Source organism: Streptomyces sp. NPDC030814 (assembly GCF_055572155.1).
Window position 1 is genome coordinate 363320 of sequence record NZ_JBVIDX010000004.1, and the last position, 26434, is coordinate 389753.

25 protein-coding genes and 3 pseudogenes are annotated in these 26434 nt (G+C 68.1%); 15 read left to right on the forward strand and 13 right to left on the reverse strand.

Annotation, left to right across the window (positions count from 1 at the left end):
• Positions 1-183: 183 nt before the first annotated feature.
• The gene (locus tag ACZ43N_RS11840; protein ID WP_468096897.1) at positions 184-1692 is read left to right on the forward strand and encodes a glycosyltransferase family 87 protein; all 1509 of its coding nucleotides are present in this window, start codon (positions 184-186) and stop codon (positions 1690-1692) included.
• Between the two features lie 124 nt (positions 1693-1816).
• Here ACZ43N_RS11840 and ACZ43N_RS11845 read toward each other — a convergent pair whose 3' ends face one another.
• From ACZ43N_RS11845 to ACZ43N_RS11855, 3 genes are all read right to left on the reverse strand, one after another.
• Positions 1817-2848: an alanine racemase gene (locus ACZ43N_RS11845; protein WP_468096898.1), complete on the reverse strand. Its 1032-nt coding sequence runs from the start codon at positions 2846-2848 to the stop codon at positions 1817-1819.
• 65 nt (positions 2849-2913) lie between these two features.
• Entirely contained in the window at positions 2914-4035 is a 1122-nt protein-coding gene (gene femX / locus ACZ43N_RS11850; RefSeq protein ID WP_055714666.1) for a peptidoglycan bridge formation glycyltransferase FemX, read from the reverse strand.
• Positions 4036-4262: 227 nt separating this feature from the next.
• Positions 4263-4577 (reverse strand): hypothetical protein, encoded by a 315-nt coding sequence (locus ACZ43N_RS11855; RefSeq protein ID WP_468096899.1) that lies wholly within the window; start codon positions 4575-4577, stop codon positions 4263-4265.
• 264 nt (positions 4578-4841) lie between these two features.
• Between ACZ43N_RS11855 and rpsF the strand changes: the two genes are divergently transcribed.
• The 4 genes from rpsF to rplI all read left to right on the forward strand — a co-directional run bounded on the left by rpsF (position 4842) and on the right by rplI (position 6581).
• Positions 4842-5132, forward strand: a complete 291-nt coding sequence (gene rpsF / locus ACZ43N_RS11860; RefSeq protein ID WP_004950685.1) for a 30S ribosomal protein S6 — start codon at positions 4842-4844, stop codon at positions 5130-5132.
• An 80-nt stretch (positions 5133-5212) separates the two neighbouring features.
• Positions 5213-5797, forward strand: coding sequence for a single-stranded DNA-binding protein (locus tag ACZ43N_RS11865; protein WP_468096900.1), 585 nt, complete (start codon positions 5213-5215; stop codon positions 5795-5797).
• Positions 5798-5879: 82 nt separating this feature from the next.
• On the forward strand, positions 5880-6116 hold the full coding sequence (gene rpsR / locus ACZ43N_RS11870; protein ID WP_003949403.1) for a 30S ribosomal protein S18: 237 nt from the start codon (positions 5880-5882) through the stop codon (positions 6114-6116).
• 18 nt (positions 6117-6134) lie between these two features.
• A complete protein-coding gene (gene rplI, locus ACZ43N_RS11875; protein ID WP_055537166.1) occupies positions 6135-6581 on the forward strand; it encodes a 50S ribosomal protein L9 in 447 nt (148 codons plus the stop codon).
• Between the two features lie 165 nt (positions 6582-6746).
• Here the strand turns inward: rplI and ACZ43N_RS11880 are convergent, their stop codons facing one another.
• A complete protein-coding gene (locus ACZ43N_RS11880) occupies positions 6747-8084 on the reverse strand; it encodes an MATE family efflux transporter (RefSeq protein ID WP_468096902.1) in 1338 nt (445 codons plus the stop codon).
• A gap of 459 nt (positions 8085-8543) precedes the next feature.
• Between ACZ43N_RS11880 and dnaB the strand changes: the two genes are divergently transcribed.
• Positions 8544-10016 (forward strand): replicative DNA helicase, encoded by a 1473-nt coding sequence (gene dnaB / locus ACZ43N_RS11885; RefSeq protein ID WP_468096903.1) that lies wholly within the window; start codon positions 8544-8546, stop codon positions 10014-10016.
• 68 nt (positions 10017-10084) lie between these two features.
• Positions 10085-11473, forward strand: a complete 1389-nt coding sequence (locus tag ACZ43N_RS11890) for a serine hydrolase domain-containing protein (RefSeq protein ID WP_468096904.1) — start codon at positions 10085-10087, stop codon at positions 11471-11473.
• A 77-nt stretch (positions 11474-11550) separates the two neighbouring features.
• On the opposite strand, the gene ACZ43N_RS11895 is transcribed toward ACZ43N_RS11890, so the two are convergent.
• Together ACZ43N_RS11895 and ACZ43N_RS11900 are read right to left on the reverse strand one after the other, a co-directional pair.
• A complete protein-coding gene (locus ACZ43N_RS11895; protein ID WP_468096905.1) occupies positions 11551-12003 on the reverse strand; it encodes a GNAT family N-acetyltransferase in 453 nt (150 codons plus the stop codon).
• A 9-nt stretch (positions 12004-12012) separates the two neighbouring features.
• Positions 12013-12165, reverse strand: a pseudogene (locus tag ACZ43N_RS11900) (MarR family transcriptional regulator); the annotation flags it as partial.
• Positions 12166-12171: 6 nt separating this feature from the next.
• On the opposite strand from ACZ43N_RS11900, the pseudogene ACZ43N_RS11905 reads away from it, so the two are divergent.
• Positions 12172-12594, forward strand: a pseudogene (locus ACZ43N_RS11905) (MFS transporter); the annotation flags it as partial.
• Positions 12595-12629: 35 nt separating this feature from the next.
• Here ACZ43N_RS11905 and ACZ43N_RS11910 read toward each other — a convergent pair.
• Positions 12630-13496 carry a GNAT family N-acetyltransferase gene (locus tag ACZ43N_RS11910; protein WP_468096906.1) on the reverse strand — a complete coding sequence of 289 codons (867 nt, stop codon included), beginning with the start codon at positions 13494-13496 and terminating at the stop codon, positions 12630-12632.
• 162 nt (positions 13497-13658) lie between these two features.
• Between ACZ43N_RS11910 and ACZ43N_RS11915 the strand changes: the two are divergent.
• Positions 13659-14286: pseudogene (locus ACZ43N_RS11915) on the forward strand (HAD family hydrolase).
• Between the two features lie 418 nt (positions 14287-14704).
• Complete coding sequence (locus tag ACZ43N_RS11920) at positions 14705-16165, forward strand: globin domain-containing protein (RefSeq protein ID WP_468096908.1); 1461 nt, start codon at positions 14705-14707, stop codon at positions 16163-16165.
• A 45-nt stretch (positions 16166-16210) separates the two neighbouring features.
• Here ACZ43N_RS11920 and ACZ43N_RS11925 read toward each other — a convergent pair whose 3' ends face one another.
• The 5 genes from ACZ43N_RS11925 to ACZ43N_RS11945 all read right to left on the reverse strand — a co-directional run bounded on the left by ACZ43N_RS11925 (position 16211) and on the right by ACZ43N_RS11945 (position 19958).
• Positions 16211-16693: an NUDIX domain-containing protein gene (locus tag ACZ43N_RS11925; RefSeq protein WP_468096909.1), complete on the reverse strand. Its 483-nt coding sequence runs from the start codon at positions 16691-16693 to the stop codon at positions 16211-16213.
• A 155-nt stretch (positions 16694-16848) separates the two neighbouring features.
• Entirely contained in the window at positions 16849-17754 is a 906-nt protein-coding gene (locus ACZ43N_RS11930; RefSeq protein ID WP_468096911.1) for a LysR family transcriptional regulator, read from the reverse strand.
• Between the two features lie 183 nt (positions 17755-17937).
• Positions 17938-19083 (reverse strand): cystathionine gamma-lyase, encoded by a 1146-nt coding sequence (locus ACZ43N_RS11935; RefSeq protein WP_468096912.1) that lies wholly within the window; start codon positions 19081-19083, stop codon positions 17938-17940.
• Entirely contained in the window at positions 19080-19571 is a 492-nt protein-coding gene (locus ACZ43N_RS11940; RefSeq protein WP_468096914.1) for a low molecular weight protein-tyrosine-phosphatase, read from the reverse strand. The genes ACZ43N_RS11935 and ACZ43N_RS11940 overlap by 4 nt, the downstream gene beginning before the upstream one ends.
• A 9-nt stretch (positions 19572-19580) precedes the next feature.
• On the reverse strand, positions 19581-19958 hold the full coding sequence (locus ACZ43N_RS11945) for a phage holin family protein (RefSeq protein WP_468073895.1): 378 nt from the start codon (positions 19956-19958) through the stop codon (positions 19581-19583).
• Positions 19959-20015: 57 nt separating this feature from the next.
• Between ACZ43N_RS11945 and ACZ43N_RS11950 the strand changes: the two genes are divergently transcribed.
• The 4 genes from ACZ43N_RS11950 to ACZ43N_RS11965 all read left to right on the forward strand — a co-directional run bounded on the left by ACZ43N_RS11950 (position 20016) and on the right by ACZ43N_RS11965 (position 22647).
• Entirely contained in the window at positions 20016-20333 is a 318-nt protein-coding gene (locus ACZ43N_RS11950) for a cupin domain-containing protein (protein WP_468096916.1), read from the forward strand.
• 159 nt (positions 20334-20492) lie between these two features.
• Entirely contained in the window at positions 20493-20705 is a 213-nt protein-coding gene (locus tag ACZ43N_RS11955) for a DUF5326 family protein (RefSeq protein WP_468096917.1), read from the forward strand.
• Positions 20706-21385: 680 nt separating this feature from the next.
• Positions 21386-22111 (forward strand): IclR family transcriptional regulator, encoded by a 726-nt coding sequence (locus ACZ43N_RS11960; RefSeq protein ID WP_468097084.1) that lies wholly within the window; start codon positions 21386-21388, stop codon positions 22109-22111.
• A 98-nt stretch (positions 22112-22209) separates the two neighbouring features.
• The gene (locus ACZ43N_RS11965) at positions 22210-22647 is read left to right on the forward strand and encodes an SsgA family sporulation/cell division regulator (protein ID WP_055520475.1); all 438 of its coding nucleotides are present in this window, start codon (positions 22210-22212) and stop codon (positions 22645-22647) included.
• A 29-nt stretch (positions 22648-22676) separates the two neighbouring features.
• Here ACZ43N_RS11965 and ACZ43N_RS11970 read toward each other — a convergent pair whose 3' ends face one another.
• Positions 22677-24140 (reverse strand): YibE/F family protein, encoded by a 1464-nt coding sequence (locus tag ACZ43N_RS11970; RefSeq protein WP_468096919.1) that lies wholly within the window; start codon positions 24138-24140, stop codon positions 22677-22679.
• 220 nt (positions 24141-24360) lie between these two features.
• Here ACZ43N_RS11970 and thiC point away from each other — a divergent pair, with 220 nt between their 5' ends.
• Positions 24361-26187 carry a phosphomethylpyrimidine synthase ThiC gene (gene thiC / locus ACZ43N_RS11975; protein WP_468096920.1) on the forward strand — a complete coding sequence of 609 codons (1827 nt, stop codon included), beginning with the start codon at positions 24361-24363 and terminating at the stop codon, positions 26185-26187.
• Positions 26188-26434 lie beyond the last annotated feature (247 nt).

The window sequence follows — 26434 nt, forward strand, 5'->3', positions numbered from 1 at the left end:
CTTCGTCCCGGTAGAGGGTGTTTCACGTGAAACAGGGGCCGCCGCACCGCTGAGGTGTGGCGGCCCTTCTCGTGTGTGCCGACATGTGGGCGGGCGGCAGAGAGGTTGCTTCACGTGAAACCCCCGTCGTCGCGGCAGCTGGATGCGGCGGCCCTCGATGTATTCCCAGGCACGTACGGCAGGATGTGCGGCATGCCCAGTGCGGAGACGACGCGAATGAGCGTGGACGAGCCGGAGCCGGTGCGGCCGACCAAGGAGGACGAGGTCGCTGCGGCCGGCAGCGAGCTGATCGGCGGCCCCATCGGGCGACGTGCACTGCTCGGGACGTCCTGGTGGGCCCCGGTACGGGTCGTCGCCCTCGTCGCGATCGGCATGTTCGCGATCGGCATGGTGCAGAAGCTGCCGTGCTACGACGGCGCCTGGTTCTTCGGGGCCAGCTCCCAGTACACCCACGCCTGCTACTCGGACATCCCTCACCTCTACCAGGGGCGCGGCTTCGCCGACGGGCTGGTGCCCTACTTCGACAAGATCCCCGGCGATATGGAGTACCTCGAGTACCCGGTGCTGACCGGTGTGTTCATGGAGGTCGCCGCATGGCTCACCCCGGGCAGCGGGACCATCCAGGAGCAAGAGCAGTGGTACTGGATGGTCAACGCGGGCATGCTGATGGCGTGCGCGGCGGTCATCGCCGTGTGTTCCGCGCGTATCCACCGCCGGCGCCCCTGGGACGGCCTGCTGGTGGCCCTGGCGCCGGCCTTCGCCCTGACGGCCACCATCAACTGGGATCTCCTCGCCGTGGCCCTGCTGGCCGCCGCGATGCTGATGTGGTCGCGGCAACGGCCCCTCGCCTTCGGCGTGCTGATCGGGCTCGCCACAGCTGCCAAGTTCTACCCCTTCCTGCTGCTTGGCCCGCTCTTCGTCCTGTGCTGGCGAGCGGGCAAGTGGCGCGAGTTCGGGATCGCGATCCTCGGCGCAGTCGGCGCCTGGCTCGCGGTGAACCTCCCCGTGATGCTTCTGGCGCCCGACGGATGGGCGAAGTTCTACCGCTTCAGCCAGGAACGAGGCGTCGACTTCGGTTCCGCCTTCCTTGTCATCTCGCAGCGGATGAACCTCCCGATCACCCCCGAGACGGCGAACGCGTACGCGATGATCGCCATGCTCCTCATCTGCGGGGGCATCGCCGCACTCGCGCTGACCGCCCCACGGCGACCGCGCTTCGCCCAGCTGGCCTTCCTGATCGTGGCGGCCTTCATCCTCACCAACAAGGTCTACTCGCCGCAATACGTGCTCTGGCTGGTCCCGTTGGCCGCGCTGGCCCGGCCCCGCTGGCGGGACTTCCTGATCTGGCAGGCGTGTGAGGTCGTCTACTTCCTGGGGATCTGGATGTACCTCGCGTACACGACGAGCGGAGAGGCCCACAAGGGACTGCCCCCCGAGGGCTACCACGCGGCGATCATGGCGCACCTGTTGGGAACGCTGTACCTGTGCGTCGTCGTCGTACGCGACATCTTCATGCCGGAGCGGGACATGGTCCGCCGCGCTGGTGACGACGACCCGTCCGGCGGAGTGTTGGACGGCGCGGAAGACGTCCATGTGTACGGTGCCGCCGCCCGTCGCCCGGGGCACGCGGCGCACCTCGAAGGGCCGCTCGTGGAGTGGGGCAGTCACCACCCCACCGACCGTTCACCCTGAGCGAACACGGCATGGGGTCACGTAGAAAGGCCGTACACGGGTTTCCCGTGTACGGCCTTTCGCGTGGATACGGCGTGGAGCCCCGCCCGGCAAGCCACCGTGTGGCGTCCCGTGGGGGCGTGGCTCAGCGGTCGACGATCCGGTCGAACTGCGTGGTGGTGTGCCGCAGATGAGCCACCAGTTCCTCGCCGACCTGCGGCTCCGGTGCGTCCGAGGGCACGAAGAGGATCGACACCTGCATGTGCGGCGGCTCCGCGAACCAACGCTGCTTGCCGCCCCAGACGAACGGAGAAAGGTTCCGGTTGACCGTGGCGAGACCGGCACGGGCGACGCCCTTGGCGCGCGGCATGACGCCGTGCATGGCCTTCGGGGCCTCCAGACCCACCCCGTGTGACGTACCGCCCGCCACGACCACCAGGAAGCCGTCAGAAGCCGCCTTCTGCTGCCGGTAGCCGAAGCGGTCGCCCTTGGCGACCCGGGTGACGTCGAGGACGGCCCCGCGGTACTCGGTCGCCTCGTGGTCGCCCAGCCACAGCCGCGTACCGATCCGGGCCCGGAAGCGGGTCTGCGGGAACTGCTGCTGGAGACGGGCCAGGTCCTCGGCCTTCAGATGGCTGACGAACATGGTGTGCAGTGGGAGACGGGCCGCGCGCAGCCGGTCCATCCAGCCGATGACCTCCTCGACGGCGTCGGAGCCGTCGGTGCGGTCCAGCGGCAGGTGGATGGCGAAGCCTTCCAGGCGCACGTTCTCTATGGCCGCGTGGAGCTGGGGCAGTTCCTGCTCGCTCACCCCGTGCCGCTTCATCGAGGACATGACCTCGATGACCACGCGGGCACCCACGAGGCCGTACACGCCGTCGACCGACGACACGGAGCGGATCACGCGGTCGGGCAGGGGGACGGGCTCCTCGGCCCGTCGGTACGGCGTCAGCACCAGCAGGTCACCGCTGAACCAGTCCTTGATCCGGGCCGCCTCGTACGTCGTGCCGACGGCGAGGACATCCGCGCCGAGGCGCGTGGCTTCTTCCGCCAGCTTCTCGTGCCCGAAGCCGTAGCCGTTGCCCTTGCAGACGGGGACGAGTCCCGGGAACTGCTCCTGAACGTGCTTGTGGTGTGCCCGCCAGCGCGCGGTGTCGACGTAGAGCGTGAGCGCCATGGCCGGTCCCGGAACCTTTCTCGTGGCTGCGGTGTATCAGAGGTATGGAAGCAAAAACGGGGGGGTCAGCGGCGCGACATGTAGATGTCGAGAGCCTTGTGGAGCAGCTTGTTGAGCGGGAAGTCCCACTCACCGAGGTATTCGGCGGCCTGGCCGCCCGTGCCCACCTTGAACTGGATCAGACCGAAGAGGTGGTCCGTCTCGTCCAGCGAGTCGGAGATGCCGCGCAGGTCGTAGACGGTCGCGCCGAGCGCGTAGGCGTCGCGCAGCATGCGCCACTGCATGGCGTTCGAGGGACGGACCTCACGGCCGATGTTGTCCGAGGCGCCGTACGAGTACCAGACGTGCCCGCCGACGACCAGCATCGTCGCGGCCGACAGGTTCACGCCGTTGTGCCGGGCGAAGTAGAGCCGCATACGATTCGGGTCCTCGGTGTTGAGGGCCGTCCACATGCGCTGGAAGTACGACAGCGGTCGCGGCCGGAAGCGGTCCCGGACAGCTGTGATCTCGTACAGCCGCTGCCACTCCTCCAGGTCGTGGTAGCCGCCCTGGACGACCTCGACGCCGGCCTTCTCGGCCTTCTTGATGTTGCGGCGCCACAGCTGGTTGAAGTTCTTGTGGACCTCTTCCAGGGAGCGGTTCGCCAGCGGCACCTGGTAGACGTAGCGGGGCTGTACGTCACCGAAGCCGGCCCCGCCGTCCTCGCCCTGCTGCCAGCCCATGCGGCGCAGCTTGTCGGCGACCTCGAAGGCACGGGGCTCGATGAAGTCGGCCTCGATGTCGCGCAGCCGCTTCACATCCGGGTCCTGGATCCCCTTCTTGATGGACGTGGCCTCCCAGCGCCGGATGATCACCGGCGGACCCATCTTCACCGAGAAGGCGCCCTGGTTCTTCAGATGCGCGAGCATCGGCTCCAGCCAGTCGGTGAGGTTCGGCGCGAACCAGTTGATGACCGGGCCCTCGGGCAGGTAGGCCAGATAGCGCTTGATCTTGGGAAGCTGGCGGTACAGCACCAGGCCGGCGCCGACCATCTCACCGGTCTTGTCGTCGAACCACCCGAGGTTCTCGGAGCGCCACTCGGCCTTGACGTCGGCCCAGGCCGGGACCTGCATGTGGCTAGCCGAGGGCAGGCTCTGGATGTATGCCAGATGCTGCTCTCGGCTGATCGTCCTCAGGGTCAGGCTCATTCGGGGCGCTCCTCGGGCTGGTGTGTCCCCATGGGTACAGGGGCTCCGGCTCTCGCGCCGAAGCCTACTGCGCCCTGCGGGCACGCCGAATGGCCGCATGGAAGCTGGACCCCGGCCGATGCGCGGCCGGGGCGCCGGACGGTGTTATTCGGCCGCTTGGTCCGATGTGGGACGGCGGACAGTGCGAGGCACCGCCCGTCGTGTCGACCCTGCGGCCGGGAGAAGAGTCAGCCGATGAGTCCGCCGAACAGACCTCCATGGGCCATACCGAGGAAGAATCCGACGGCCGAGGCACCGAGACCCACGATCAGGCCGAAGCGCTCACGAGTCGTTTCCGAGATGAACTGCCCGTACGCACCGATCAGGATTCCCACCAGCCCCGTCCAGGAACTGATCAGATGAAGGTGGTGGAACATCGCCGTGATGAAGGAGACCGCACCGAGGACGAGCGTCACGGCCAGCAGCGTGTCCTGCACGGGGTGGGGCTTGTCGTCGGTCGCGAACAGAGAGCCGGCGATGTTGGGTCGCAATGTCTGTGCCATGGGGCACCTCCTGCGGAAGGCGGCGCATCGTAGCGCCATACACACCCGATGTGTACAGATTGACGGTCACCACCGCCGAATTTCAACCGGAAGCGGGTGTGCAGGTAGTCTGTACCGTCTGCACCGGTGTCTGCCCAGGCCATGACAGGGATCCCCAGCGGGGAACCCCGATTGTCAGTGGTGGCCGATACCGTTGCGTACGCATCACAACCCTCCTGCCACGGAACGACCGTGGCCGCTGAGTCCAAAGGAGGTGGGTTCCACATGCGTCACTACGAGGTGATGGTCATCCTCGACCCCGATCTCGAGGAGCGTGCTGTCTCCCCGCTGATCGAGAACTTCCTCTCCGTCGTCCGTGAGGGCAATGGAAAGGTCGAGAAGGTCGACACCTGGGGCCGTCGTCGTCTCGCGTACGAGATCAAGAAGAAGCCCGAGGGCATCTACTCGGTCATCGACCTGCAGGCCGAGCCTGCGGTCGTCAAGGAGCTCGACCGCCAGATGAACCTGAACGAGTCGGTCCTCCGGACCAAGGTCCTCCGTCCCGAGACCCACTGAGCTCTCCCGCTCAGCTGATCTCGGGATTCGAGTAGCAGCAACCAAGCAGCCAGAGCAGCAAACCCGCCGAGAGGTTCCCCATGGCAGGCGAGACCGTCATCACGGTCGTCGGCAATCTTGTCGACGACCCCGAGCTGCGCTTCACCCCTTCCGGTGCGGCGGTCGCGAAGTTCCGTGTCGCGTCCACCCCCCGCACCTTCGACCGTCAGACGAACGAGTGGAAGGACGGCGAAAGCCTGTTCCTGACCTGCTCGGTCTGGCGTCAGGCGGCGGAGAACGTCGCCGAGTCGCTCCAGCGAGGCATGCGCGTCATCGTGCAGGGCCGGCTGAAGCAGCGGTCCTACGAGGACCGTGAGGGCGTCAAGCGCACGGTCTACGAGCTGGACGTGGAGGAAGTCGGCGCCAGCCTGCGCAATGCCACGGCCAAGGTCACCAAGACCGCCGGCCGAGGCGGCCAGGGTGGTTACGGCGGCGGTGGCGGCGGCGGCCAGGGTGGCGGCGGCTGGGGCGGAGGCCCCGGCGGCGGTCAGCAGGGCGGCGGCGCTCCCGCTGACGACCCGTGGGCGACCAGCGCTCCCGCCGGTGGCCAGCAGGGCGGCGGCGGTGGCGGCTGGGGCGGAGGCTCCGGCGGCGGTGGCGGCTACTCGGACGAGCCCCCCTTCTAGGACCCACCGGGCCGGATCACCGGCCCGTCGGTCGAGGGCGGGGGCCGTACCCCACACTTCTTGATCACACAGGAGAAACACCATGGCGAAGCCGCCTGTGCGCAAGCCGAAGAAGAAGGTCTGCGCTTTCTGCAAGGACAAGGTCACGTACGTGGACTACAAGGACACGAACATGCTGCGGAAGTTCATTTCCGACCGCGGCAAGATCCGTGCCCGCCGCGTGACCGGCAACTGCACGCAGCACCAGCGTGACGTCGCCACGGCCGTCAAGAACAGCCGTGAGATGGCGCTGCTGCCCTACACGTCCACCGCGCGCTAAAGGAAGGGTGACAGACTCATGAAGATCATCCTTACCCACGAGGTCTCCGGCCTCGGCGCTGCCGGCGACGTCGTCGACGTCAAGGACGGCTACGCTCGCAACTACCTGATTCCGCGGAAGTTCGCGATCCGCTGGACCAAGGGCGGCGAGAAGGACGTCGAGCAGATCCGTCGTGCTCGCAAGATCCACGAGATCCAGACCATCGAGCAGGCCAACCAGGTCAAGGGCCAGCTCGAGGCCGTCAAGGTCCGTCTGGCTGTCCGCTCCGGCGACGCCGGTCGTCTCTTCGGTTCCGTCACCCCGGCCGACATCGCTTCCGCGATCAAGGCTTCCGGTGGCCCCGAGGTCGACAAGCGCCGCATCGAGCTGGCTGCTCCGATCAAGACGCTGGGCTCTCACGAGACGTCCGTGCGTCTGCACCCCGAGGTTGCCGCCAAGGTCAACATCGAGGTCATCGCGGCCTAAGCGCTGCGTGCGATAAGGCACCGTGTGGGGCCGCGCCTGTGAAGGGCGCGGCCCCACACGCATGGCGCAGTGCTGAGTTCCCAAGTGGGGGCGTTGGCTCCAGGTGGTGTTCCACGTGAAACAGCGTGAACCGGGCGACGTTTCACGTGAAACGAGGATCAGCTCTCAGCGGGTGGCGCCGGTGACGATCCAGCGTCCCGACCGGGAACGAAGCCACAGGGTCAGCATGCGGGTCGTCATCATCAGTGCCATGGCACCCCACAGTGCGGTCAGGCCGCCGTTGAAGGTCGGGACGAGCAGAGCGGCAGGCGCGAAGACCGCGAGGGTCACCAGCATGGCCCGGGCCAGATAGGGCCCGTCCCCCGCGCCCATCAGCACACCGTCGAGCACGAAGACGATGCCGGAGATCGGCTGGGAGAGTGCCACCACGATCAGGGCGGGCAGCGCGGCGTCCTGGACCACTGGATCCCCTGTGAAGAGCGGGATGAGCAGAGGACGGGCCATGACCACCAGGAGCCCGAGAACGCCACCCGTGGCGATCCCCCACTGCACCATGCGGCGGCAGGCCTCGCGGGCGCCCTGAGCGTCACCGGCTCCCAGATACCGCCCGATGATGGCTTGCCCGGCGATGGCTATTGCGTCCAGGGCGAAGGCGAGCAGGCTCCAGAGCGACAGAATGATCTGGTGCGCGGCGATGTCCTCGTCGCCGAGTCGGGCGGCTACCGCGGTGGCGATCATCAGGATGGCGCGCAGGGAGAGGGTACGGACCAGCAGGGGTGCACCCGCCTGGGCGGAAGCCCGTATGCCGACCGCGTCCGGCCTGAGTGAAGCGCCGTGTCGGAGTGCTCCACGGACCACGACCCAGAGGTATAGGGCTGCCATACCGAACTGGGCGATGACCGTGCCCCAGGCGGAACCGGCTATCCCTAGGCCGGCGCCGTAGACGAGTCCCGCGTTGAGAGCACCGTTGGCGACGAAGCCGCCGACGGCCACATACAGAGGTGTCTTGGTGTCCTGGAGGCCCCGGAGGACACCCGTGGCGGCGAGCACGATGAGCATGGCCGGGATGCCGAGTGCCGAGATCCGCAAATAGGCCGTGGCGTGGGGAGCCGCTGTCTCCGACGAGCCGAAGAGCGTGACCAGGGCCGGCGCCGTGGGCACCACGGCCGTGACAACGACGGCACCGAGCAGCAGAGCGAGCCAGATGCCGTCCATGCCTTGACGGATGGCTGCTCTGAGATCGCCGGCTCCGACCCGTCGGGCGACGGCCGCGGTGGTGGCGTACGCCAGGAAGACGAAGACGCTCACCGTCGTGACGAGGAGGGCCGAGGCGACGCCGAGACCGGCCAGTTGCGCCGTGCCGAGATGGCCGACGATGGCGGTGTCGACCATGAGGAAGAGAGGCTCGGCGACGAGGGCGCCGAAGGCCGGAACGGCCAGCGCGACGATCTCCCGGTCGTGGCGCCGGCGGTCGGCCTTGGGGGTCGCTGGAGCCTGTGTCATGAGCATCAATCTAATCTTCCACAGGTAAGAGATGCAAGCAGGTTGCGGCTATTACATCGAGCTGGGTTGAGTGCGCCGCCGTGCACTGATCGTGATGATCTTGATCCGGTTGGGGAAGTTTTTCTTCTGCACAGCCGGTGGACGGTAAACGTGCAGGTCGGTGCGGCTCTATCGGGTGAGGGGAGGGCTTGTTCACAGGGCTGTCCACCGAGTCGTGCACAGGTTTCGGGGAGTTCTCCACAGCATCTGGGGCGTCGTCCACATGGCCTGTGGATAACCAGATTGGCTGACGGTGCCCGCGGGCCTACGGTGGTGCGGCGCCCACTCCCTCGGTACACCGCGGAAACCCCGCAAATCCGACGTGCCGTAACCGGAGTTGGGCCTCTCATTTGTCAGTGTCGTGCCGTAGAACTGAGAAGCACGGCGAGGTCCGCTCGGCGGACGGGAGGAGGTCGCTCGGTGAGCATTTCCGAGCCCCTGGACGACCCGTGGGCCGACAGCGGACCCAGTGATCGTCTGCCTGCCTCCCGACGACGCCACGACGGCGGCCGGGGACGGGACGATCAACACGACCGCGGCCGGGACAACGGGGAGTGGGACGCCGGGGGTTCGGCCTTCGAGCGCGTGCCACCGCAGGACCTCGACGCGGAGCAGTCGGTCCTCGGCGGCATGCTGCTGTCCAAGGACGCCATCGCTGACGTCGTGGAGATCCTCAAGGGAGCCGACTTCTACAAGCCGGCCCACGAGACCATCTATCAGGCGATCCTCGACGTCTACGCCAAGGGTGAGCCGGCCGACCCGATCACCATTGCCGCCGAGCTCACCAAGCGCGGTGAGATCACCAAGGTCGGTGGCGCCTCCTATCTGCACACCCTGGTCCAGACGGTGCCGACGGCGGCGAACGCGGAGTACTACGCGGAGATCGTCCACGAGCGCGCGGTCCTGCGCCGTCTGGTCGAGGCCGGCACCCGCATCACGCAGATGGGATACGCGGCCGACGACGACGTCGACGAGATCGTCAACAGAGCCCAGGCGGAGATCTTCGCGGTCACCGAACAGCGCACCACCGAGGACTATCTGCCGCTCGGCGACATCATGGAGGGGGCGCTCGACGAGATCGAGGCGATCGGTTCGCGGTCGGGGGAGATGACCGGTGTGCCGACCGGGTTCACGGACCTCGATCAGCTCACCAACGGTCTGCACCCCGGCCAGATGATCATCATCGCGGCCCGTCCCGCCATGGGTAAGTCCACGCTGGCGCTGGACTTCGCACGGGCCGCCTCCATCAAGAACAACCTGCCGAGCGTGATCTTCTCGCTCGAAATGGGCCGCAACGAGATTGCGATGCGTCTGCTTTCCGCGGAGGCGCGCGTGGCCCTGCATCACATGCGTTCCGGCACGATGACCGACGAGGACTGGACCCGGCTGGCCCGCCGGATGCCTGACGTCTCGGCCGCGCCGCTCTACATCGACGACTCCCCGAACCTGTCGATGATGGAGATCCGCGCCAAGTGCCGACGTCTGAAGCAGCGCAACGACCTGAAGCTCGTCATCATCGACTATCTGCAGCTGATGCAGTCCGGCAAACGGTCCGAGAGCCGTCAGCAGGAAGTCTCGGACATGTCGCGAAACCTGAAGCTGCTGGCCAAGGAGCTGGAGCTGCCGGTCATCGCGCTGTCTCAGCTCAACCGTGGTCCCGAGCAGCGCACGGACAAGAAGCCGATGGTCTCCGACCTGCGTGAATCCGGTTCCATCGAGCAGGACGCCGACATGGTCATCCTGCTGCACCGCGAGGACGCCTATGAGAAGGAGTCGCCGCGCGCCGGCGAGGCGGACATCATCGTGGGCAAGCACCGTAACGGTCCCACGGCGACGATCACCGTGGCCTTCCAGGGGCACTACTCACGCTTCGTGGACATGGCGCAGACCTGATCCGGCCCGTCGGCCGTCCGGAAGGAAAAGTGCTCGACGTGCGTCGCCGGGCCAGGTGGACTGGGCCCATGACAGAACCTCTGGAAGAGCTGCTTCCCGCTACCCGCCGGGCTTTGCTGCACCGTATCGCTGTCGCTCAGGCCGAGGGACGGGCGCCGTCATTGGTGGCCGCGGTGGTGCGGGATGGAAGGACGGTGTGGAACGGGGGGCGGACCTCCGTGGACGGGCATGCGCCGAACGCGAACGTGCAGTACCGGATCGGCTCGATCACCAAGACCTTCACAGCTGTCCTGGTCCTGCGGCTGCGGGACGAGGGCCTGTTGGATCTCGGCGATCCGCTGGAGAAGCATCTGCCCGGCACGGGGGCGGGGGAGGCCACGATCGCCCAACTGCTCGCCCACACGGGCGGGCTGGCGGCCGAGACGCCCTCCCCCTGGTGGGAACGGACCCCTGGTTCCCTGCGCCCGGAACTCGCCGATGTGCTGGGCGAACAGCCGCACCGGCTTCCCGTCGGCCGCCGCTTCCACTACTCCAACCCCGGTTTCACCCTCCTCGGCGCCCTGGTCGAGCAGGTGAGGGGCGCCTCCTGGGAGGAGGTCCTGCGACGCGAGGTGCTCGAACCGCTGGGTCTCGGCCGTACGACGTGGTACCCGCAGGCGCCGCACGCCGGTGGCTGGGCCGTGCACCCCTGGGCCGACGTCATGATGCCGGAGCGGGTCGAGGACCTGGGGAGGATGGGGCCCGCAGGCCAACTCTGGTCGACGGCAGAGGACTTGGCGCGTTTCGCCGTCTTCTTGGCCAAGGGTGACGACCGGGTGTTGAGCGCGGAGTCGGTTCAGGAAATGCGGGCGCCGGCCGCGGCACCGGGTGAGGCCGCCGATGTGTCGGCCGGCTCGGCGTACGGCCTCGGCATGCAGATCCAGGACCGGGAGGGCCGGTTGCTCGTCGGCCATGGAGGATCGGTACCCGGATTCCTCGCGCAGCTGACCATCAGCGTCGAGGACGATGTCGCGGCCGTGGTGCTGGCCAACTGCACATCCGGGCCGGTGGTGTCGGAGGTGGCCGCCGATCTGGTTCGCATCGTGGCGGAGGCCGAGCCGCGCATTCCCGCACCGTGGCGTCCGATGCCCGAGGTCGACCGTTCGGCTCTCGAGCTGGTGGGGCCCTGGTACTGGGGGACGTACAGCTTCGTACTGCGACTCATGGCTGACGGAGTCATGTCGCTGGAGCCGCTGTCCAGCACGGGGCGCAGCGCTCGCTTCCGGCGTAGCCCCGACGGTAGCTGGACCGGTCTCAACGGATACTTCGCCGGAGAGCTCCTCCAGGCCGTACGGGGCCCCGACAAGCGCGTGAGTCACCTGGACATCGGCTCGTTCGTGTTTACACGTCAGCCGTACGAGGAGGGCGCTCCGGTGCCCGGTGGAGTGGATCCCGACGGGTGGCGCGGGATCGCATAGTCGTCGACAGAGCGTGGGTTTCCTGTCTCGCGTGATGTTTCACGTGAAACAGGACCCTCTGCGCATCGCCGGTGTGCTCAGAGCGGGAGCTTGAAGCCCACATGGGTGGCCTTGAAGCCGAGCCGTTCGTAGAAGCGGTGGGCGTCGGCGCGGGTGACGTCGGACGTCAGCTGAACCAACTGGCATGCCTGGCGTCGTGATTCGGCGATGGCCCACTCGATGAGTTGGGTACCGAGACCGCTGCCGCGCTCATCCGCGTGGACGCGAACTCCCTCGATGATCGACCGGGTGGAGCCGCGCCGGGAGAGACCGGGGACGATCGTCAGCTGGAGGGTGCCGACGACGCGGCCGTCGCGGACGGCGACCTTCAGGTGCTGGTTGGGTTCGCCGCTCAGTCGCTCCAGGGCCGCGAGGTACGGCGTCAGATCATCGGGCGACTCACGCTGAGCGCCCAGCGGATCATCGGCGAGCATGGCGACTATCTCGGCGACGTCGTCCTTGGCCGCGGAGCGAATCTCAAGATCTCCCATGCCCGCACCCTACGCAGGTGCGTTCAGCGACTCCACAACGCGTACCAGAGGTGCCAGCTCAGCGTTCTTCGCCGCCTCATCCAGTGCCTCACGCAGGGCGGCGTCGCGGGTGGGGCGGGCCTCTGCCAGGAGTTCGAGGCCGGCCTCCCAGACGTCTGGATGCTCATGCTGCTGATGGGCCTCTTCGCCGTGAGGAACCTGCTCTCGGCCCACCTGGCGCTCTTCACCGCCACCGCGTACGACCAGGTCGCCGCGACCGTCACCCTCACGCTGGTCGGCGCCCTGGGCTTCGCCACCGTGCCATCGCTGCGGAAGCGCGTCCTCGACCAGGCACATGGCGCGCCCGCCCTGGCCTCGGCCGTGAACATCGGTGCCTTCAACCTGGGCAACGCGCTCGCCGCCTGGCTCGGCGGCCTCGTCATCGACGCGGGCCTCGGCTACACGTCACCCAACTGGGTCGGGGCCGCCCTCGCGGTGAGCGCCCTTGTGCCGGCGTTCCTCTCGGCGGCTCTGGAACGCAAGGAAAGCGTGTCGAGCCCCGTCGTTGCGGGAGGGGGCCTGGCCGACCAGCGGACGGCTGTGCGGCGCTGACCGCCCTGGGCCGCCCTGTCCGTCCGGCTCGGCCCTCAGCCCGCCGCAACGGTCAGCGGAGCGTACCGCCGGGACCAGTCCCCCGGCAGTTCGGGGATCCCATGCGTCATCACCGCGTTGAACGCGACCGACTCCAGCCCACGCTCCTTCACCCATGCCAGCAGGTCCTCGTGGCGTACGTCGATGTCCGTGCGCAAGGGGAGCTCGGTGCGGGCGGCCAGGGAGGCGATCAGTGCCTTCGCTGTCGGTGTGTCCCGGGCGATCAGCGGGCCGACGACATGGGTGTCCATGTTGGGCCAGGCCGCCGCATAGCCGATGATCCTGCCGTCCTCCTCGGCGACGCGGATCTGATCGGCGAAGGCGGGGAGCCGGGTGAGGATGTGAGTGCGGTCCGTGCCGAAGACTTCCTCGTCGAGCCGGACGATAGTCGTGAGGTCCTCGGCGGTGGCCGGTCGGGTGGTGACAACGGGATCGAGTCCGTCGCCGGAGAAGTGCCCGCGGACCATCTCGGCCCGTCCCGTGACCTTGAACCCCAGCTCCTCATAGAGCGGCTGCCCGTTGGGGGTTGCGTGCAGCGTCAGGGGAGTAGTCCCGGACCTGGCGATGACATGGCGCATCAGACGGCGACCGATGCCCTGTCGGGCGTGCCGCTCGGCCACCAGCACCATGCCGATCGCCCCAAGCTCCGTGCCGCCCGGCGTCCCGTACTCGGTCACCACACAGGCGGTGACGAGCCCACCCTCGGGATCGTCGATGCCGTATCCGGTCCCTGCCGCCAGAAGCAGCCCCCACTTGTGCTCTTCGCGGGGCCACCCCCGATCCTCGGACAAGTCGGCGCAGGCGGTCAGATCGCGCGGCGTCAGACGACGGATGGGCAGAGCAGCGGGGGAAGGTGTCGGCACGCGGGCCAGGCTGTCCGACACGGCCCCCTGGCGTCCACCGCTTTGCCGACAGACGTACGCGCTTTTGGCCATCCTGCCCACAACCGCACAGCGCGCGGACAGATGTTTCACGTGAAACAGCCGCGCGCAGGCACACCCGAGCAGGCTCTAGCCTCGGCCCCGGTGACCCGGCTGCACCTGCTCGATCTGGACGGCACCTGCTGCACCGAACGGCGGCGCCCGTGGAGATCTCCCGACAGCTCGGCCTGGAGGCGGAGATCGTCGAGCTCGAACGGGACTTCGCGGGCCGGCGTGTGGATTCACGGTCGTACGCTCAGCGAGTCCATGGACTGTGGGCCGGGCTCACCGAGATGCATGTCGCCGCTGCCTTCGAAGCGGCGCCTGGCTCCTGTGCATCCGCGACACCTGGTCCGAGACCCGGGAACGGGGGAGTGCTGCGCCGTCATCTCCCTCTCGCCCTCGTTCTTCGTGGAGCGGCTCATGGCGTGGGGTGCGCATGCGGCGTACGGCTCGCTCTTTCCTCGGGCGCCCTGCACCGAGCCCGTGAACCCGGCGGGCATCCTCACCCCGGCGGCCAGGGCGTGATTGCGGATCGCCTCTGCGCGCGATGCGGACTGACCCGCGCCGATTGCGTCGCATACGGTGACTCGCTGTCCGACGCGGCACTTTTCGACGCGGTGCCGGTCCCGGCCGCCGTTGATGCGGATCAGCACCTGGCCGAGCTCGCCACGCACTCCTAACGGGTCAGGATCTGTGGGATGCCTATGAATTGGTGCGCCGCGCCCGGTAATTGAGAAATCACTGGTTCGCCCCTGTTGAATTCCCGATGGGACAAGGGGGGACTTGTATGTGACGCACGTGCCGGTAGGGTCGAGTCCGGTTCGTGTCCGAAGCGAGATGTAGCCGTCTCATCCTGTGGGTACGAACACAGTCCAATGCAGCCTAACCGGACAGAGAGATCGAAGACCCGCGTTCACCGTTGTGGAACGGGGGCGTTGGTGTGCTGTGGAACGCTGCCACGTAATGCTGCGGCCCACATCACACTCGCGCCTACTTGTCCGTACGGTGCGGGAAGCCCGGTTAAATGTGGCCGCATTGGCCGAGGGGGAACGTAACGGGGAAAGCAAGGCCGTCCGCGGGGGAAACTTGCGACTTCCGGTTGGGGAAGTGCGCAGATCGACCGAAAGATGCTCGAGGCGAGGCACACCATGGACGCTCCGACCACCACCACGTCGGCCGATAACGGCACTGCGGGGGACAGTGACGGAGGCGGCTGGTTCACACCGCGCACACAGCCATCCCCCGGCGGGGACCAGGAAGTCGAGGGCAACCGCCTCGCCGGGCTGCGTCCCGTGGGCCGCTCTAAGGAGCCGTCGACCGGGCAGCAGGCCAGGGGCGATGCTGCCCAGGAGCGCATACCCCCGTTCCAGGACCTGCCGTCCAGCCCTCCTCCGTCCCCGCCCTCACTGGCTGCCCTCGGCGAGGAGCATGGCTCCGAGCAGCCCTTGTTCGAGGCCCGCGTGCCCCCCCAGCGCGCGGACCGCACACCCGAGGCCTCCCCCGACGCTGTGCTCATCCAGCGGACCATGGCCGAGATCGGCCCCGTCGCCGACAAGGTCACCTCGTACTTCTACGCACTTCTCTTCGTCCGGCATCCGGACCTGCGATCCCTTTTTCCCCCGGCGATGGACGCCCAGCGGGACCGTCTGCTCAAGGCGCTGCTCACCGCGGCCGAGCACATCGACAACACCCCCGTCCTCGTCGACTACCTGCAGAACCTCGGTCGAGGCCACCGCAAGTACGGCACGCGGCCCGAGCACTACCCGGCGGTCGGGGAGTGCCTGATCGGTGCGCTGAGCCGTTACGCTCCCACGACCTGGGACGACGAGACCGAGGCCGCTTGGGTCCGGACGTACACCACGATCTCCCAGGTGATGATCGACGCGGCGGCCGCGGACGAACTGCGTTCCCCGCCCTGGTGGCTCGCCGAGGTCGTCTCGCACGAGCTGAGAACCCCCGACATAGCGATCATCACCGTCCGGCCGAACCAGCCGTATCCCTTCCTCGCCGGGCAGTACGCCAGCCTGGAGACTCCCTGGTGGCCGCGGATCTGGCGGCACTACTCCTTCGCCTCGGCGCCTCGCTCGGACGGATTGCTGGCGTTCCATGTGAAAGCGGTCCCGGCGGGCTGGGTCTCCAACGCGCTCGTGCACCGTGCCCGCCGCGGCGACGTCATACGGCTCGGCCCCCCGGCCGGTGCCATGACCGTCGACCACAGCAGCGAGAGGGGACTGCTCTGCCTGGGCGGCGGTACTGGCATAGCGCCCATCAAGGCGATGATCGAGGACGTCGCCGAACGCGGTCGGCACCGCCCGGCAGAGGTCTTCTACGGAGCCCGCAGCGACCAGGACCTCTACGACGTAGAAGCCCTCCTGCGACTGCAGCAGAGCAACCCCTGGCTCAAGGTCCGCCCGGTGGTCGACCGGCACGGGCTGCTCCAGCTGCCTGACGCCATACGCGAATACGGACCGTGGACCGAGTACGACGCGTACCTCTCCGGCCCGCCCGGGATGATCCGCAGCGGTGTGGACGCGCTCAGAGGCGTGGGCGTCCCGTCGGAACGCATTCGCCATGACTCGGTGGAGGAACTGGTGGCCACCGGCGACTGAGCCGGAGGCCGGCCCAGGCAAGCGGCGGACAGCGGCAGCTGTCCGTCAGCCCAGGTCAGGTGCGTGCATCGCGCGGACGCCCTCGATGTTCCCGTCCAGGTAGTGCCGCAAGGACAGCGGGACGAGGTGAACAGAGGCGATCCCGACCCGTGTGAAGGGCACACGCACGATCTCGTACTCGCCCTGCGGCTCGTCCACCTCGGGACCATGCCGCTTCGACGTGTCCATGGACTCCAGGCGGCACACGAAGAAGTGCTGGACCTTGACCCCTGTGGCGCCGCCGTCCTCGCCGATGTGCTCGACTGTGTCCACGAAGCAGGGCACAACATCGGTGATCTTGGCGCCGAGTTCCTCGTGCACCTCGCGGTGGAGCGCGTCGACGACGGTCGTGTCCTCCGGCTCGACCCCGCCACCCGGTGTGAGCCAGTAGGGATCGACACCCGGCTTGGTCCGCTTGATCAGGATCAGGTCGTCGCCGTCGAGCAGGATGGCGCGGGCGGTGCGTTTGACCACGGGTCGGACGGTCATGGGAGAAATGTGGCCCGCCATGTTCCACGTGAAACATCGCCCGACCACGGAAATGACGCGTGTCGGCGCTCGACCTCCGTCACAGGGCCAGGAAGACAGGTGCTGGTTCAGGCCATGAAGTCACGCGATGCCTCAGGACCGAGGCACGCTCTGCCTCAAGACCAGTCCCCCGCTGTGCGCAGCAGCCACTCGTGGGCCCGTGCGATATGCGGCACGGCCTGGGTGCCGGTACGGATCACCAGGAAGTAGGTCCGCAGCGGCGGCACCGCCGGATCGAGGAGCGCCACGACGTCACCGCGCACCAGGGCGGCGGCGCAGAGGTAGCGGGGCAGCACGGCCAGGCCTCCCCCGGAGATCGCACAGGCCAGGACCGCGCGAAGATCCGGGACGATCACGGTCCCGGAGACGACGGGCCGGGAGTCGAAGACCGAGGACCAGTAGCGCGTCAGGAACGGTAGCGACTCGTGCACCTCGATGACCGGAAGGCCCTCCAGCAGATGCGGCTCCTTGGGGTGCAGCTTGCCGGGGCCGATGCGCTCGGCCCAGCGAGGGGCGGCGACCAGCACATGTTCCTCGTCGCACAGGGGGGTCGCGGTGAGCAGGGCGCCGCGCGGCTGCGCGGTGGTGACGGCCAGGTCGTGGTGGCCGGCGGCGAGACCCTCCAGCGTCTCGTCGGCGTTCCCGAAGGACACCCGCAGGGCGAGACCCTGGCCGTCGTCGTCGATCAGTTCCGTGAGGGCGGGCAGAATGCGTTCTGCGGTGAATTCCGGGGGACCGGCGAGGTGGAGTGTGCCCAAGGAGGAATCGTCGTCGACGCCCGTCTCGGCGATCTCCATCAGCGCGTCGAGATGGGGAGCCGCCTTGTGGGCGAGTTCGTCGCCGATGGTCGTCGGCGTCACACCCCGGGCCTGGCGCAGGAACAGAGGGCGGCCCAGCTGCCGTTCCAGGGTGCGGATCTGCGAGGTGACGGCCGGCTGCGAGAGACCGAGCAGCGCGGCGGCACGGGTGAACGAACCGGCCCGGTGCACGGTCACGAACGTACGCAGTAAGGCCAGATCCATGGTCGCCCCTTCGCCGCCCCGGAGCGCCCAACTATAAATAAGTCGATAGGTCTCTGTCGCTCCTGTGATTGGACACTGACACAGAGTCAACTAGCCTTGGTCGCGCGGTTCTTCGCGCGTGGAACCGGGACGGTCCGAGCCACGAGGGGGGAGGCTCGGACCGTCCGCCGTACGTGGGGGATATCAGCCGGTGGCCACGGCGAGGGCGCGCAGGACATCCGCCACCAGGTCGTCGGTGTCCTCCGCACCGGCTGAGAACCGGATGAAGCCTTCCGGCACCGCGTCTCCGCCCCACCGCCCGCGCCGCTCGGCGGTGGACCGCACCCCGCCGAAGCTTGTGGCGTCGTCCACGAGACGGAGCGCCTCGAGGAAGCGGTCTGCACGCGCACGCGTGGGCAACGAGAACGAGACGACGCATCCGTAGCGCCGCATCTGCTGCGCGGCGATCTTGTGGGACGGATCGTCCGGCAGCCCCGGATAACGAAGCCCGGTCACCTCGGGACGGGCCTTCAGCGCCTGGGCGACGGCCAGGGCATTGGTGCTCTGCCGGTCGGCCCGCAGCTGGAGCGTGGCGAGAGAACGGTGCGCGAGCCAGGCTTCCATCGGCCCGGGGATCGCTCCGACGATCTTGCGCCAGCGCCGAACCGCTGCCATCAGACCGGCGTCGCGTCCGACGACGTAACCGAGCAGTACATCCCCGTGCCCGGTCAGCTGCTTGGTACCGCTGGCCACCGCGAAGTCCGCACCCAGCTCCAGCGGCCGCTGCCCCAGCGGCGTCGCCAGGGTGTTGTCGACGGCGACCAGACAGCCACGCGCGTGTGCCGCCTCGCAGAGCTGGCGGACGTCGCACACGTCGAGCCCCGGATTGGACGGCGTCTCCACCCACAGCAGCTTGGCGCCGTCGAGGGCGTCGAGCTGGGCGTCACCGCCGGTCGGGGCGCTGCGCACCTCGACGCCGTACGACCGCAGCTGCTCACCGGCCAGGGGCAGGACGTTGTAGCCGTCGCTCGGCAGGACGAGGACGTCGCCCGAGCGCAGCTGGGAGAAGAGGACCGCCGAGATGGCGGCCATTCCCGAGGCGAAGGCGAGCGTCTCGACCTCCTCCTGGCCAGGCGCCTCCAGTTCGCCGATGGCGCGCTCCAGGAGCGTCCAGGTGGGGTTCTGGTCGCGCCCGTAGGCGTACGGGCCGGTGGGGTCGCCCGGCAGGTGGTAATGGGCGGCGAAGACCGGACCTGGGAGGGTCGGCTCATGCTTGACGGGTTCGGGCAGCCCGACGCGGACGGCTCGGGTGCCCTCGCCCAGCTCCGGAACGGGGATCTCCTCGCTCATGCGGCATGTCCTTCCACCTGCTCGCGTACGGCGGTCAGAAGGCCCTCGCTCGCGGCCTCCACCAGCTCAAGGCACTCCTCGAAGCCGTCCATGCCCCCGTAGTACGGGTCGGGAACGTCGAGCTCGTCTCCCGCGCCGGGATCGTAGGAGCGCAGAAGGCGCACCTTGTCCGCGTCCGCCGCGGTGGGTGCGAGGCGGCGCAGCGCCTTCGAGTGACCGGCGTCGAGGGCGATGACGAGGTCGAGCCGGGAGAACCACGAGGCGTGGAACTGGCGCGCGGTGTGATCGCCGGCGTAACCGTTGGCCTGAAGGACGCTGACGGTACGCGGGTCGGCCGGTTCGCCCTCGTGCCATCCGCCGGTGCCCGCGCTGTCGACCTCGACCAGGCCGTGGAGCCCGGCCTCTTCCAGGCGGGCGCGGAAGACGGACTCGGCCATCGGTGAGCGGCAGATGTTGCCGGTGCAGACAAAGCAGACGCGGTAGGTCATCTCATGGCCTCAGTCGGCGTCGGGCAGGACGAGGTGGAGCGCCCAGGAGACGATCGAGATGATCAGGCCGCCCAGGACGGCGGTCCAGAAGCCCTCCACGTGGAAACTCAGGTCGAGCTTGTCGGCCAGCCACGAGGTGAGCAGCAGCATCAGGGCGTTCACCACCAGGGTGAACAGGCCCAGGGTGACTATGAACAGGGGCAGCGTGAGGAGCTGGACGAGCGGCTTCACCACGGCGTTCACCAGGCCGAAGACGAGCGCCACCAGCAGCAGTGTGCCGACTTTCTTACCGGTGCTGTCCCCGGTGAGCGTGATCTTGTCGAGCAGCCAGACGGCGACGGCCAGGGCGCCCGCGTTGGCGATCGTCTTGACTAGGAAATTCATCATGTGTCTGATCGTGGCAGAACGGATCGGTACGAGCACCGGGCAGGGGCGACAAAGTCGATGAAGGCATTCCGTTTGGATGAATTGGAGGCTGAGCGTGCCGCCCATGACGGCGCCTATCTGCAGTTCCTGCGCGAGCGGAACATGTCGGTCGGTCTGTACGCGCTCGATGCGGGCCAGCTCGACCCGCAGCGGCCGCACCGCCAGGACGAGGTGTACCTCGTCGTGAGCGGTCGGGCCTCACTCACGGTCGGCATGGAGACCACGCAGGTGGCGCGGGGCAGTGTGGTGTACGTGCCCGCCGGGGTCGCTCACAAGTTCCACCACATCACCGAGGACCTGCGGGTCGTGGTGGTCTTCTCTCCGCCGGAGGGCTGAGCTCCGCTTCAGGGTTCCCTAGGGGAACGATCAGGGACGGACAAGGGGCGCGAAGCCCCCGAACGCCCCTTGCGCGCCCCTAGCATCGATGGCAGGACATGAATGGACCCGGAACCAGTGCCCGGACGAGGGTCACGGGCGGAGACAAGGAGCAAGGCGATGCGGGAGATCTTCGCGGGAATGCCGTGGTGGGTGAAGTGGATCGCGGTGCCCGTCATCGCCCTGGTCGTGTTCGGCGGACTGATAGCCAGCGTCCTCCAGGTCGTCTTCGGCCTGCTCTTCAAGGTGCTGGTCTTCGTGGCACTGGTCGGCGGACTCATCTATGTCGTACGGAAGTTCACGGCGAACTCGTCATCGCGTAGTGACTGGTGACCCGTCAGCCCGGGGATACCGCTGAGGCGTGAGTGAGTGAGGCTGGTCAGGGCGCGGCGGTAACAGGAACGTGAGGTTCCCTCGCCAGAGGGAAGTTTCCCGTCGGGGCCGTCTGCGAGCGGTGGGGGGCGGCTAGAGTCCGGGAACTCGTCGCGGGCTCGGCCCCGCGGGCGGCACATCCCCTCCCGTCGTCCCCGGCACGGGCGGCCCTCCTCCCGCTTCAGGAGTGACCTTTGGCCACGGCTGACACCGCACCCACAGAACCCCTCTTCCCACCGGCCCGGCCGCGCTCCCTGTCCACACCGGGCGCCGTCCCACCCACACAACCGGGCCCTCGATCAGCACCACTGGCGGGCACCACCGGACAGCCACGCACCGCCGAACCGCCCACCGCGTCATCACAGCCGCGTACAGCCCCGTCGCAACCGCGCGCCATCCCCTCGAAGCCCGCCGCGCCTCCGACCCAGCCGCGCACATCGCCGGGCGAGGACACCGCCAGCCCCACGGCACCCCCTGCCGCGGATCGGCAGACGGTGCCGACACCGATGCCCGTGCCACGGGCGGACCCGGCACCCGCACCGCCGCATTCAGCGCATCGGTCGGGGCGAGGAGCGCGCATCCCGTCCCCTGCACCCCCGCCGGCCGTGCCCGAGTCCCAGTCAGGGACCCTCATCGGCTCTGTGCAGCGGGCGATGCGGCTGCTGGACGCCGTCGCCGAGAGAGAGCACGGGGCGCCGGCCAAGCAGTTGGCGCGAGACGCCGGCCTGGCCCTGCCCACCGCATACCACCTGCTGCGCACCCTGGTGCACGAGGGCTATCTGCGCCGGGCGGGGGGGCTGTTCTTTCTCGGTGAGGCCGCGGAAAGGCTGAGCAGCAGCGGAGCGCAGCAGAAACGTCGCAGCACGGTCGACGAGGCCCTGGCGCACTGGCGTGACGTCATCGGCGCCCCGGTGTACTTCGCGATCTACCGGGACGGCGAGATCGAGGTCAAGTGCGTCGCCGACAGCCCCAGCGCCCCGGCCGTCGAGGAGTGGGCCGACTTCCGCGAGACCGGACACGCCCACGCCATCGGCCAGTGCCTGTTGTCCCAGCTCGGCGACGAGGCCCGCCGCGACCATCTGGAACGCTACCCCGTACAGTCGATCACGCCGTACACAGTGCGTGACCAAGAGACGCTGCTGCGGCGCCTGGACCGGATCGGACGGATGGAACCCGTCGTCGAACGCCAGGAATACGCCCTGGGGACGGTCTGCGCCGCGATTCCCATCACCGCGGGGACGACCGCCGCGACCCTGGCCATCTCGCTTCCCGTGCACCAGGCCGACCGGCTGCTGCCCGCGGCGCATCAGTTGCAGACGGAGATCGGAAAGCTACTAAGGACACTCGCGATCTCTATCAGCATCTGAAAAATCACTCCTTGTGATCTCCCGTGTACTTTCAGCAAACTTCCAGGAGCGTCAGGCGGATGTTTCCTGGCCAGTCGACCAACATGGCGGGGTAGGCGATGCGCGAGTCGGTACAGGCAGAAGTCATGATGAGCTTCCTCGTGTCGGAGGAGCTCTCCTTCCGCATCCCGGTGGAGCTGCGCTACGAGACCTGTGATCCCTATGCCGTGCGGCTGACCTTTCATCTGCCCGGCGATGCTCCGGTGACCTGGGCCTTCGGTAGGGAGCTGCTCATCGATGGCGTGGGCCGGCCGTGCGGGGACGGGGATGTGCACATCGCGCCCGCCGATCCGGAGACGTTCGGTGAAGTGTTGATCCGGCTTCAGGTGGGCAGCGACCAGGCGTTGTTCCGGGTCGGCACGGCGCCGCTGGTGGCTTTCCTGGACCGCACGGACAAGCTCGTGCCGCTCGGGCAGGAGCGTTCCCTCGCCGACTTCGACACCCTGCTCGACGAGGCTCTGGACCGCATCCTGGCGGAGGAGCAGAGTGCGGGCTGAGCCGCACCTCACCCACGTGCCGTAACGCTTCAGCGCTTGCGGCGGCGTCCCCTCCCCCCACGTGCCGGAGCGGTCGCGGTTGCCGCGGAGGCCGTCGCGGGGGTGCTCGGTCGGTCGGCCGAGACGACGAGCGCGGCCAGCGCCGTGGTCACCGGCACGGAGGCGACGAGACCGATCGATCCGACGAGGGTGCGCACGATCTCCTCGGCGACCAACTCGCTGTTGGCGACCGTTCCGACGCTGCTCTGCGCGATCGAGAAGAGCAGCAGCAGCGGCAGGGCGGCACCGGCGTAGGCGAGCACAAGCGTGTTGACGACCGAGGCAATGTGGTCGCGGCCGATGCGGATGCCCGCGCGGTACAGCCCGCGCCAGCCCATCGCCGGATTGGCCTCGTGCAGCTCCCAGACCGCCGAGGTCTGGGTGACCGTCACATCGTCGAGGACACCGAGGGAACCGATGATGACGCCCGCGAGCAGCAGGCCGCTCATGTCGATCTCGGGGTAGAGACCGTGGATCAGGCCGGTGTTGTCATCCGTGTTTCCGGTCAGAGAGGCCCAGTCGATGAACAGCGAACCCAGCAGACCGATCAGCAGCAGCGAGATCAGTGTGCCGATCACCGCGACCGAGGTGCGGGCCGAGAGGCCATGGCACATATAGAGCGCGATCAGCATGATGGCGCTCGCCCCGACCACCGCCACCACCAGAGGGTTCGAGCCCTGCAGAATGGCCGGGAGGATGAAGAAGGTCAACACCAGGAAGCTGATGGCCAGGGCCACCAGCGCCATGACACCGCGCATGCGGCCCACCACCACGACGGCGACAGCGAAGATCCCCGCCAGCAGCGCCATCGGGAACTTACGGTTCACATCGGTGACCGAGTACTGCAGATCCTTGGGCGCGGCCGGCTCGTAGGCGACCACGACCTCCTGCCCCTGCTTCAACTGCCGCGACTGGTCGGGCTGGACGATCTCCGTGAACGTACGGCCCTTGTCCTTGCCGGTGTCCACTCGCACCGTCGCCTTCTTGCAGGTGCCCTTCGCCTGCTGCTGGGCGGACGAGCCCTCGGCGGTGGATGTGTCACCGGTGGGTGGGACGCCCGAGGCGTTCACCGAGGAGCAGTCGACCTCTTCGACCTTGGTGACGGTGGCCGACTGTGTCTGGCGGTCGAAGCCCACACCGGTGCGCTCGTGTGGCGGGGCGCCGCCCGGCCACAGGACGACGAGGCCCACGAGGACCGCGGTGGCGAAGGGGATCAGCACCGCTGCGATCACCTTGCGCAGGTGTTGTGAGACAGGTGCGGCCGGACCGTGGCTGTGGGAATGGCCGTGGCCGCCCCCTGAGAACGGGCCTTGGCCGTGTCCGTCGCCGGGGCCGTGGCCGCCTCCGGAGCCATACCCATGACCTCCGCCGGAGCCATGGCCGTGCCCGTTTCCGGGGCCATGGCCGTGGGGCGGCTCGGAGGGTGGAGGCGGAGGCTGCTGCATCGTGGTCACCGACCGATCATCGCAAGAACGAGCGAGGCCCACTGTTCACCGCGCCACATCTGACGCTAGCGTGGAGACACCTTTGCACACGCGGGAGCTCGGAGCACCGGGCTGAGAGGGCGCTGACCTCCGCAGACGCGATGTTTCACGTGGAACATCGGCGGGCGGAAATCGCTGCGTCGACCGCTGAACCTGTTACCGGGTAATGCCGGCGTAGGGAGTAGGTCTCATGACCATCGAGGACACACGCACGTCTGCCTCCAGCCAGACAGACGGGGCAAATGCCTCACCTCGGGGCGGAAATCCTCAGGGTGAACAGCCTGTGGAGAGCGGCAAGTCCATCGGCTGGCACAAGGCGTACATCGAGGGCTCGCGCCCCGATCTACGGGTGCCGGTCCGGCAGGTGCACCTCACCAACGGCCAGTCCGTCACCCTGTACGACACCTCCGGCCCGTACACAGATCCGACCGTGGAGACCGATGTCAGGAGGGGGCTCACCCCTCTCCGCGAGAACTGGATCATCGCCCGGGGCGACACCGAGGAATACACGGGTCGTCCCGTCCGTCCCGAGGACGACGGGATCAAGCACACGTCACCGCGCGGAGGGCTGCGCAATCTCGACGCGGTGTTCCCGGGCCGGCCGCGCCAGCCGCGCCGTAGCCGTGACGGCCGGGCCGTGACGCAACTCGCGTATGCGCGACGCGGGGAGATCACCCCCGAGATGGAGTTCGTGGCGGTACGCGAGAACGTCTCGCCCGAGGTCGTCCGCGAGGAGATCGCGGCGGGCCGAGCGGTGTTGCCGGCGAATGTGAACCACCCGGAGATCGAGCCGATGATCATCGGCAAGCGGTTCCTGGTGAAGGTCAACGCCAACATCGGCAATTCGGCGGTCACCTCCTCCATCGAGGAGGAGGTGGAGAAGATGACCTGGGCGACCCGGTGGGGCGCCGACACGGTCATGGATCTGTCGACGGGACGGAACATCCACACCACCCGTGAGTGGGTACTGCGCAACTCCCCGGTTCCCATCGGCACGGTGCCGCTGTACCAGGCCCTGGAAAAGGTCGACGGCAAGGCCGAGGAACTGACCTGGGAGATCTACAAGGACACGGTCATCGAGCAGGCCGAGCAGGGCGTGGACTACATGACGGTCCACGCGGGCGTCCGCCTGGCGTACGTACCGCTCACCGCCAACCGCAAGACCGGCATCGTCTCGCGCGGCGGCTCGATCATGGCCGCCTGGTGCCTGGCGCACCACAAGGAGTCGTTCCTCTACGAGAACTTCGAGGAACTGTGCGAGATCCTCGCCGCGTACGACGTCACGTACTCGCTCGGCGACGGTCTGCGGCCCGGCTCGATCGCGGACGCCAACGACGAGGCGCAGTTCGCGGAGTTGCGCACGCTCGGGGAACTCAACCGCATCGCGAAGCGGTTCGACGTGCAGACCATGATCGAGGGCCCGGGACATGTCCCGATGCACAAGATCAAGGAGAACATCGACCTTCAGCAGGAGATCTGCGAGGAGGCTCCGTTCTACACCCTCGGCCCGCTGACCACGGACGTCGCGCCGGCCTACGACCACATCACCTCAGGCATCGGCGCTGCGATGATCGCGTGGTGGGGTACCGCGATGCTCTGCTACGTGACGCCGAAGGAGCACTTGGGTCTGCCGAACCGTGACGACGTCAAGACCGGCGTCATCACCTACAAGATCGCGGCCCATGCGGCGGACCTGGCCAAGGGACACCCGGGCGCACAGGAGTGGGACGACGCGTTGTCGGACGCCCGCTTCGAGTTTCGTTGGGAGGACCAGTTCAACCTGGCCCTCGACCCCGACACGGCCCGTGAGTTCCACGACGAGACGCTGCCCGCGGAGCCGGCCAAGACGGCTCACTTCTGCTCCATGTGCGGACCGAAGTTCTGCTCGATGAAGATCTCCCAGGACATCCGCCGCGAACACGGCGCTTCCCGGGCCGAGATCGAGGACGGCATGGCGCAGAAGTCCAGGGAGTTCGCGCAGGCGGGCAACCGGGTCTATCTGCCGCTCGCTGACTGAGGTGCCCGTCGGCGGACAGGACGTGTGCGCGACCGGGGGCCGGTCTGCCGAAGAGGGCCGGCCCTGATCGCCGGCTGCTGTTGCGCCGCCCTTCGCTGGGCTTCCCCGGGTTACGGCCCGGGGACTGCCGCTGCTGGGCGGGTCGGTGAGCCGGCGGGCAGGCCGTCCTGTGCGTGTGTCCGCACACGCGTGGAGCCGGCGGGCCGGTGCGTGACCGTGCCGGTCGGCCGACCGCGGCAGCACGGCC

Bases quoted from the DNA above. Each gene is read 5' to 3' on its own strand.
- ACZ43N_RS11840 (WP_468096897.1), top strand. From the start codon at position 184: ATGTGCGGCATGCCCAGTGCGGAGACGACGCGAATGAGCGTGGACGAG.
- ACZ43N_RS11845 (WP_468096898.1), bottom strand. From the start codon at position 2,848: ATGGCGCTCACGCTCTACGTCGACACCGCGCGCTGGCGGGCACACCAC.
- femX (WP_055714666.1), bottom strand. From the start codon at position 4,035: ATGAGCCTGACCCTGAGGACGATCAGCCGAGAGCAGCATCTGGCATAC.
- ACZ43N_RS11855 (WP_468096899.1), bottom strand. From the start codon at position 4,577: ATGGCACAGACATTGCGACCCAACATCGCCGGCTCTCTGTTCGCGACC.
- rpsF (WP_004950685.1), top strand. From the start codon at position 4,842: ATGCGTCACTACGAGGTGATGGTCATCCTCGACCCCGATCTCGAGGAG.
- ACZ43N_RS11865 (WP_468096900.1), top strand. From the start codon at position 5,213: ATGGCAGGCGAGACCGTCATCACGGTCGTCGGCAATCTTGTCGACGAC.
- rpsR (WP_003949403.1), top strand. From the start codon at position 5,880: ATGGCGAAGCCGCCTGTGCGCAAGCCGAAGAAGAAGGTCTGCGCTTTC.
- rplI (WP_055537166.1), top strand. From the start codon at position 6,135: ATGAAGATCATCCTTACCCACGAGGTCTCCGGCCTCGGCGCTGCCGGC.
- ACZ43N_RS11880 (WP_468096902.1), bottom strand. From the start codon at position 8,084: ATGACACAGGCTCCAGCGACCCCCAAGGCCGACCGCCGGCGCCACGAC.
- ACZ43N_RS11890 (WP_468096904.1), top strand. From the start codon at position 10,085: ATGACAGAACCTCTGGAAGAGCTGCTTCCCGCTACCCGCCGGGCTTTG.
- ACZ43N_RS11895 (WP_468096905.1), bottom strand. From the start codon at position 12,003: ATGGGAGATCTTGAGATTCGCTCCGCGGCCAAGGACGACGTCGCCGAG.
- ACZ43N_RS11920 (WP_468096908.1), top strand. From the start codon at position 14,705: ATGGACGCTCCGACCACCACCACGTCGGCCGATAACGGCACTGCGGGG.
- ACZ43N_RS11925 (WP_468096909.1), bottom strand. From the start codon at position 16,693: ATGACCGTCCGACCCGTGGTCAAACGCACCGCCCGCGCCATCCTGCTC.
- ACZ43N_RS11930 (WP_468096911.1), bottom strand. From the start codon at position 17,754: ATGGATCTGGCCTTACTGCGTACGTTCGTGACCGTGCACCGGGCCGGT.
- ACZ43N_RS11935 (WP_468096912.1), bottom strand. From the start codon at position 19,083: ATGAGCGAGGAGATCCCCGTTCCGGAGCTGGGCGAGGGCACCCGAGCC.
- ACZ43N_RS11940 (WP_468096914.1), bottom strand. From the start codon at position 19,571: ATGACCTACCGCGTCTGCTTTGTCTGCACCGGCAACATCTGCCGCTCA.
- ACZ43N_RS11945 (WP_468073895.1), bottom strand. From the start codon at position 19,958: ATGATGAATTTCCTAGTCAAGACGATCGCCAACGCGGGCGCCCTGGCC.
- ACZ43N_RS11950 (WP_468096916.1), top strand. From the start codon at position 20,016: ATGAAGGCATTCCGTTTGGATGAATTGGAGGCTGAGCGTGCCGCCCAT.
- ACZ43N_RS11955 (WP_468096917.1), top strand. From the start codon at position 20,493: ATGCGGGAGATCTTCGCGGGAATGCCGTGGTGGGTGAAGTGGATCGCG.
- ACZ43N_RS11965 (WP_055520475.1), top strand. From the start codon at position 22,210: ATGCGCGAGTCGGTACAGGCAGAAGTCATGATGAGCTTCCTCGTGTCG.
- thiC (WP_468096920.1), top strand. From the start codon at position 24,361: ATGACCATCGAGGACACACGCACGTCTGCCTCCAGCCAGACAGACGGG.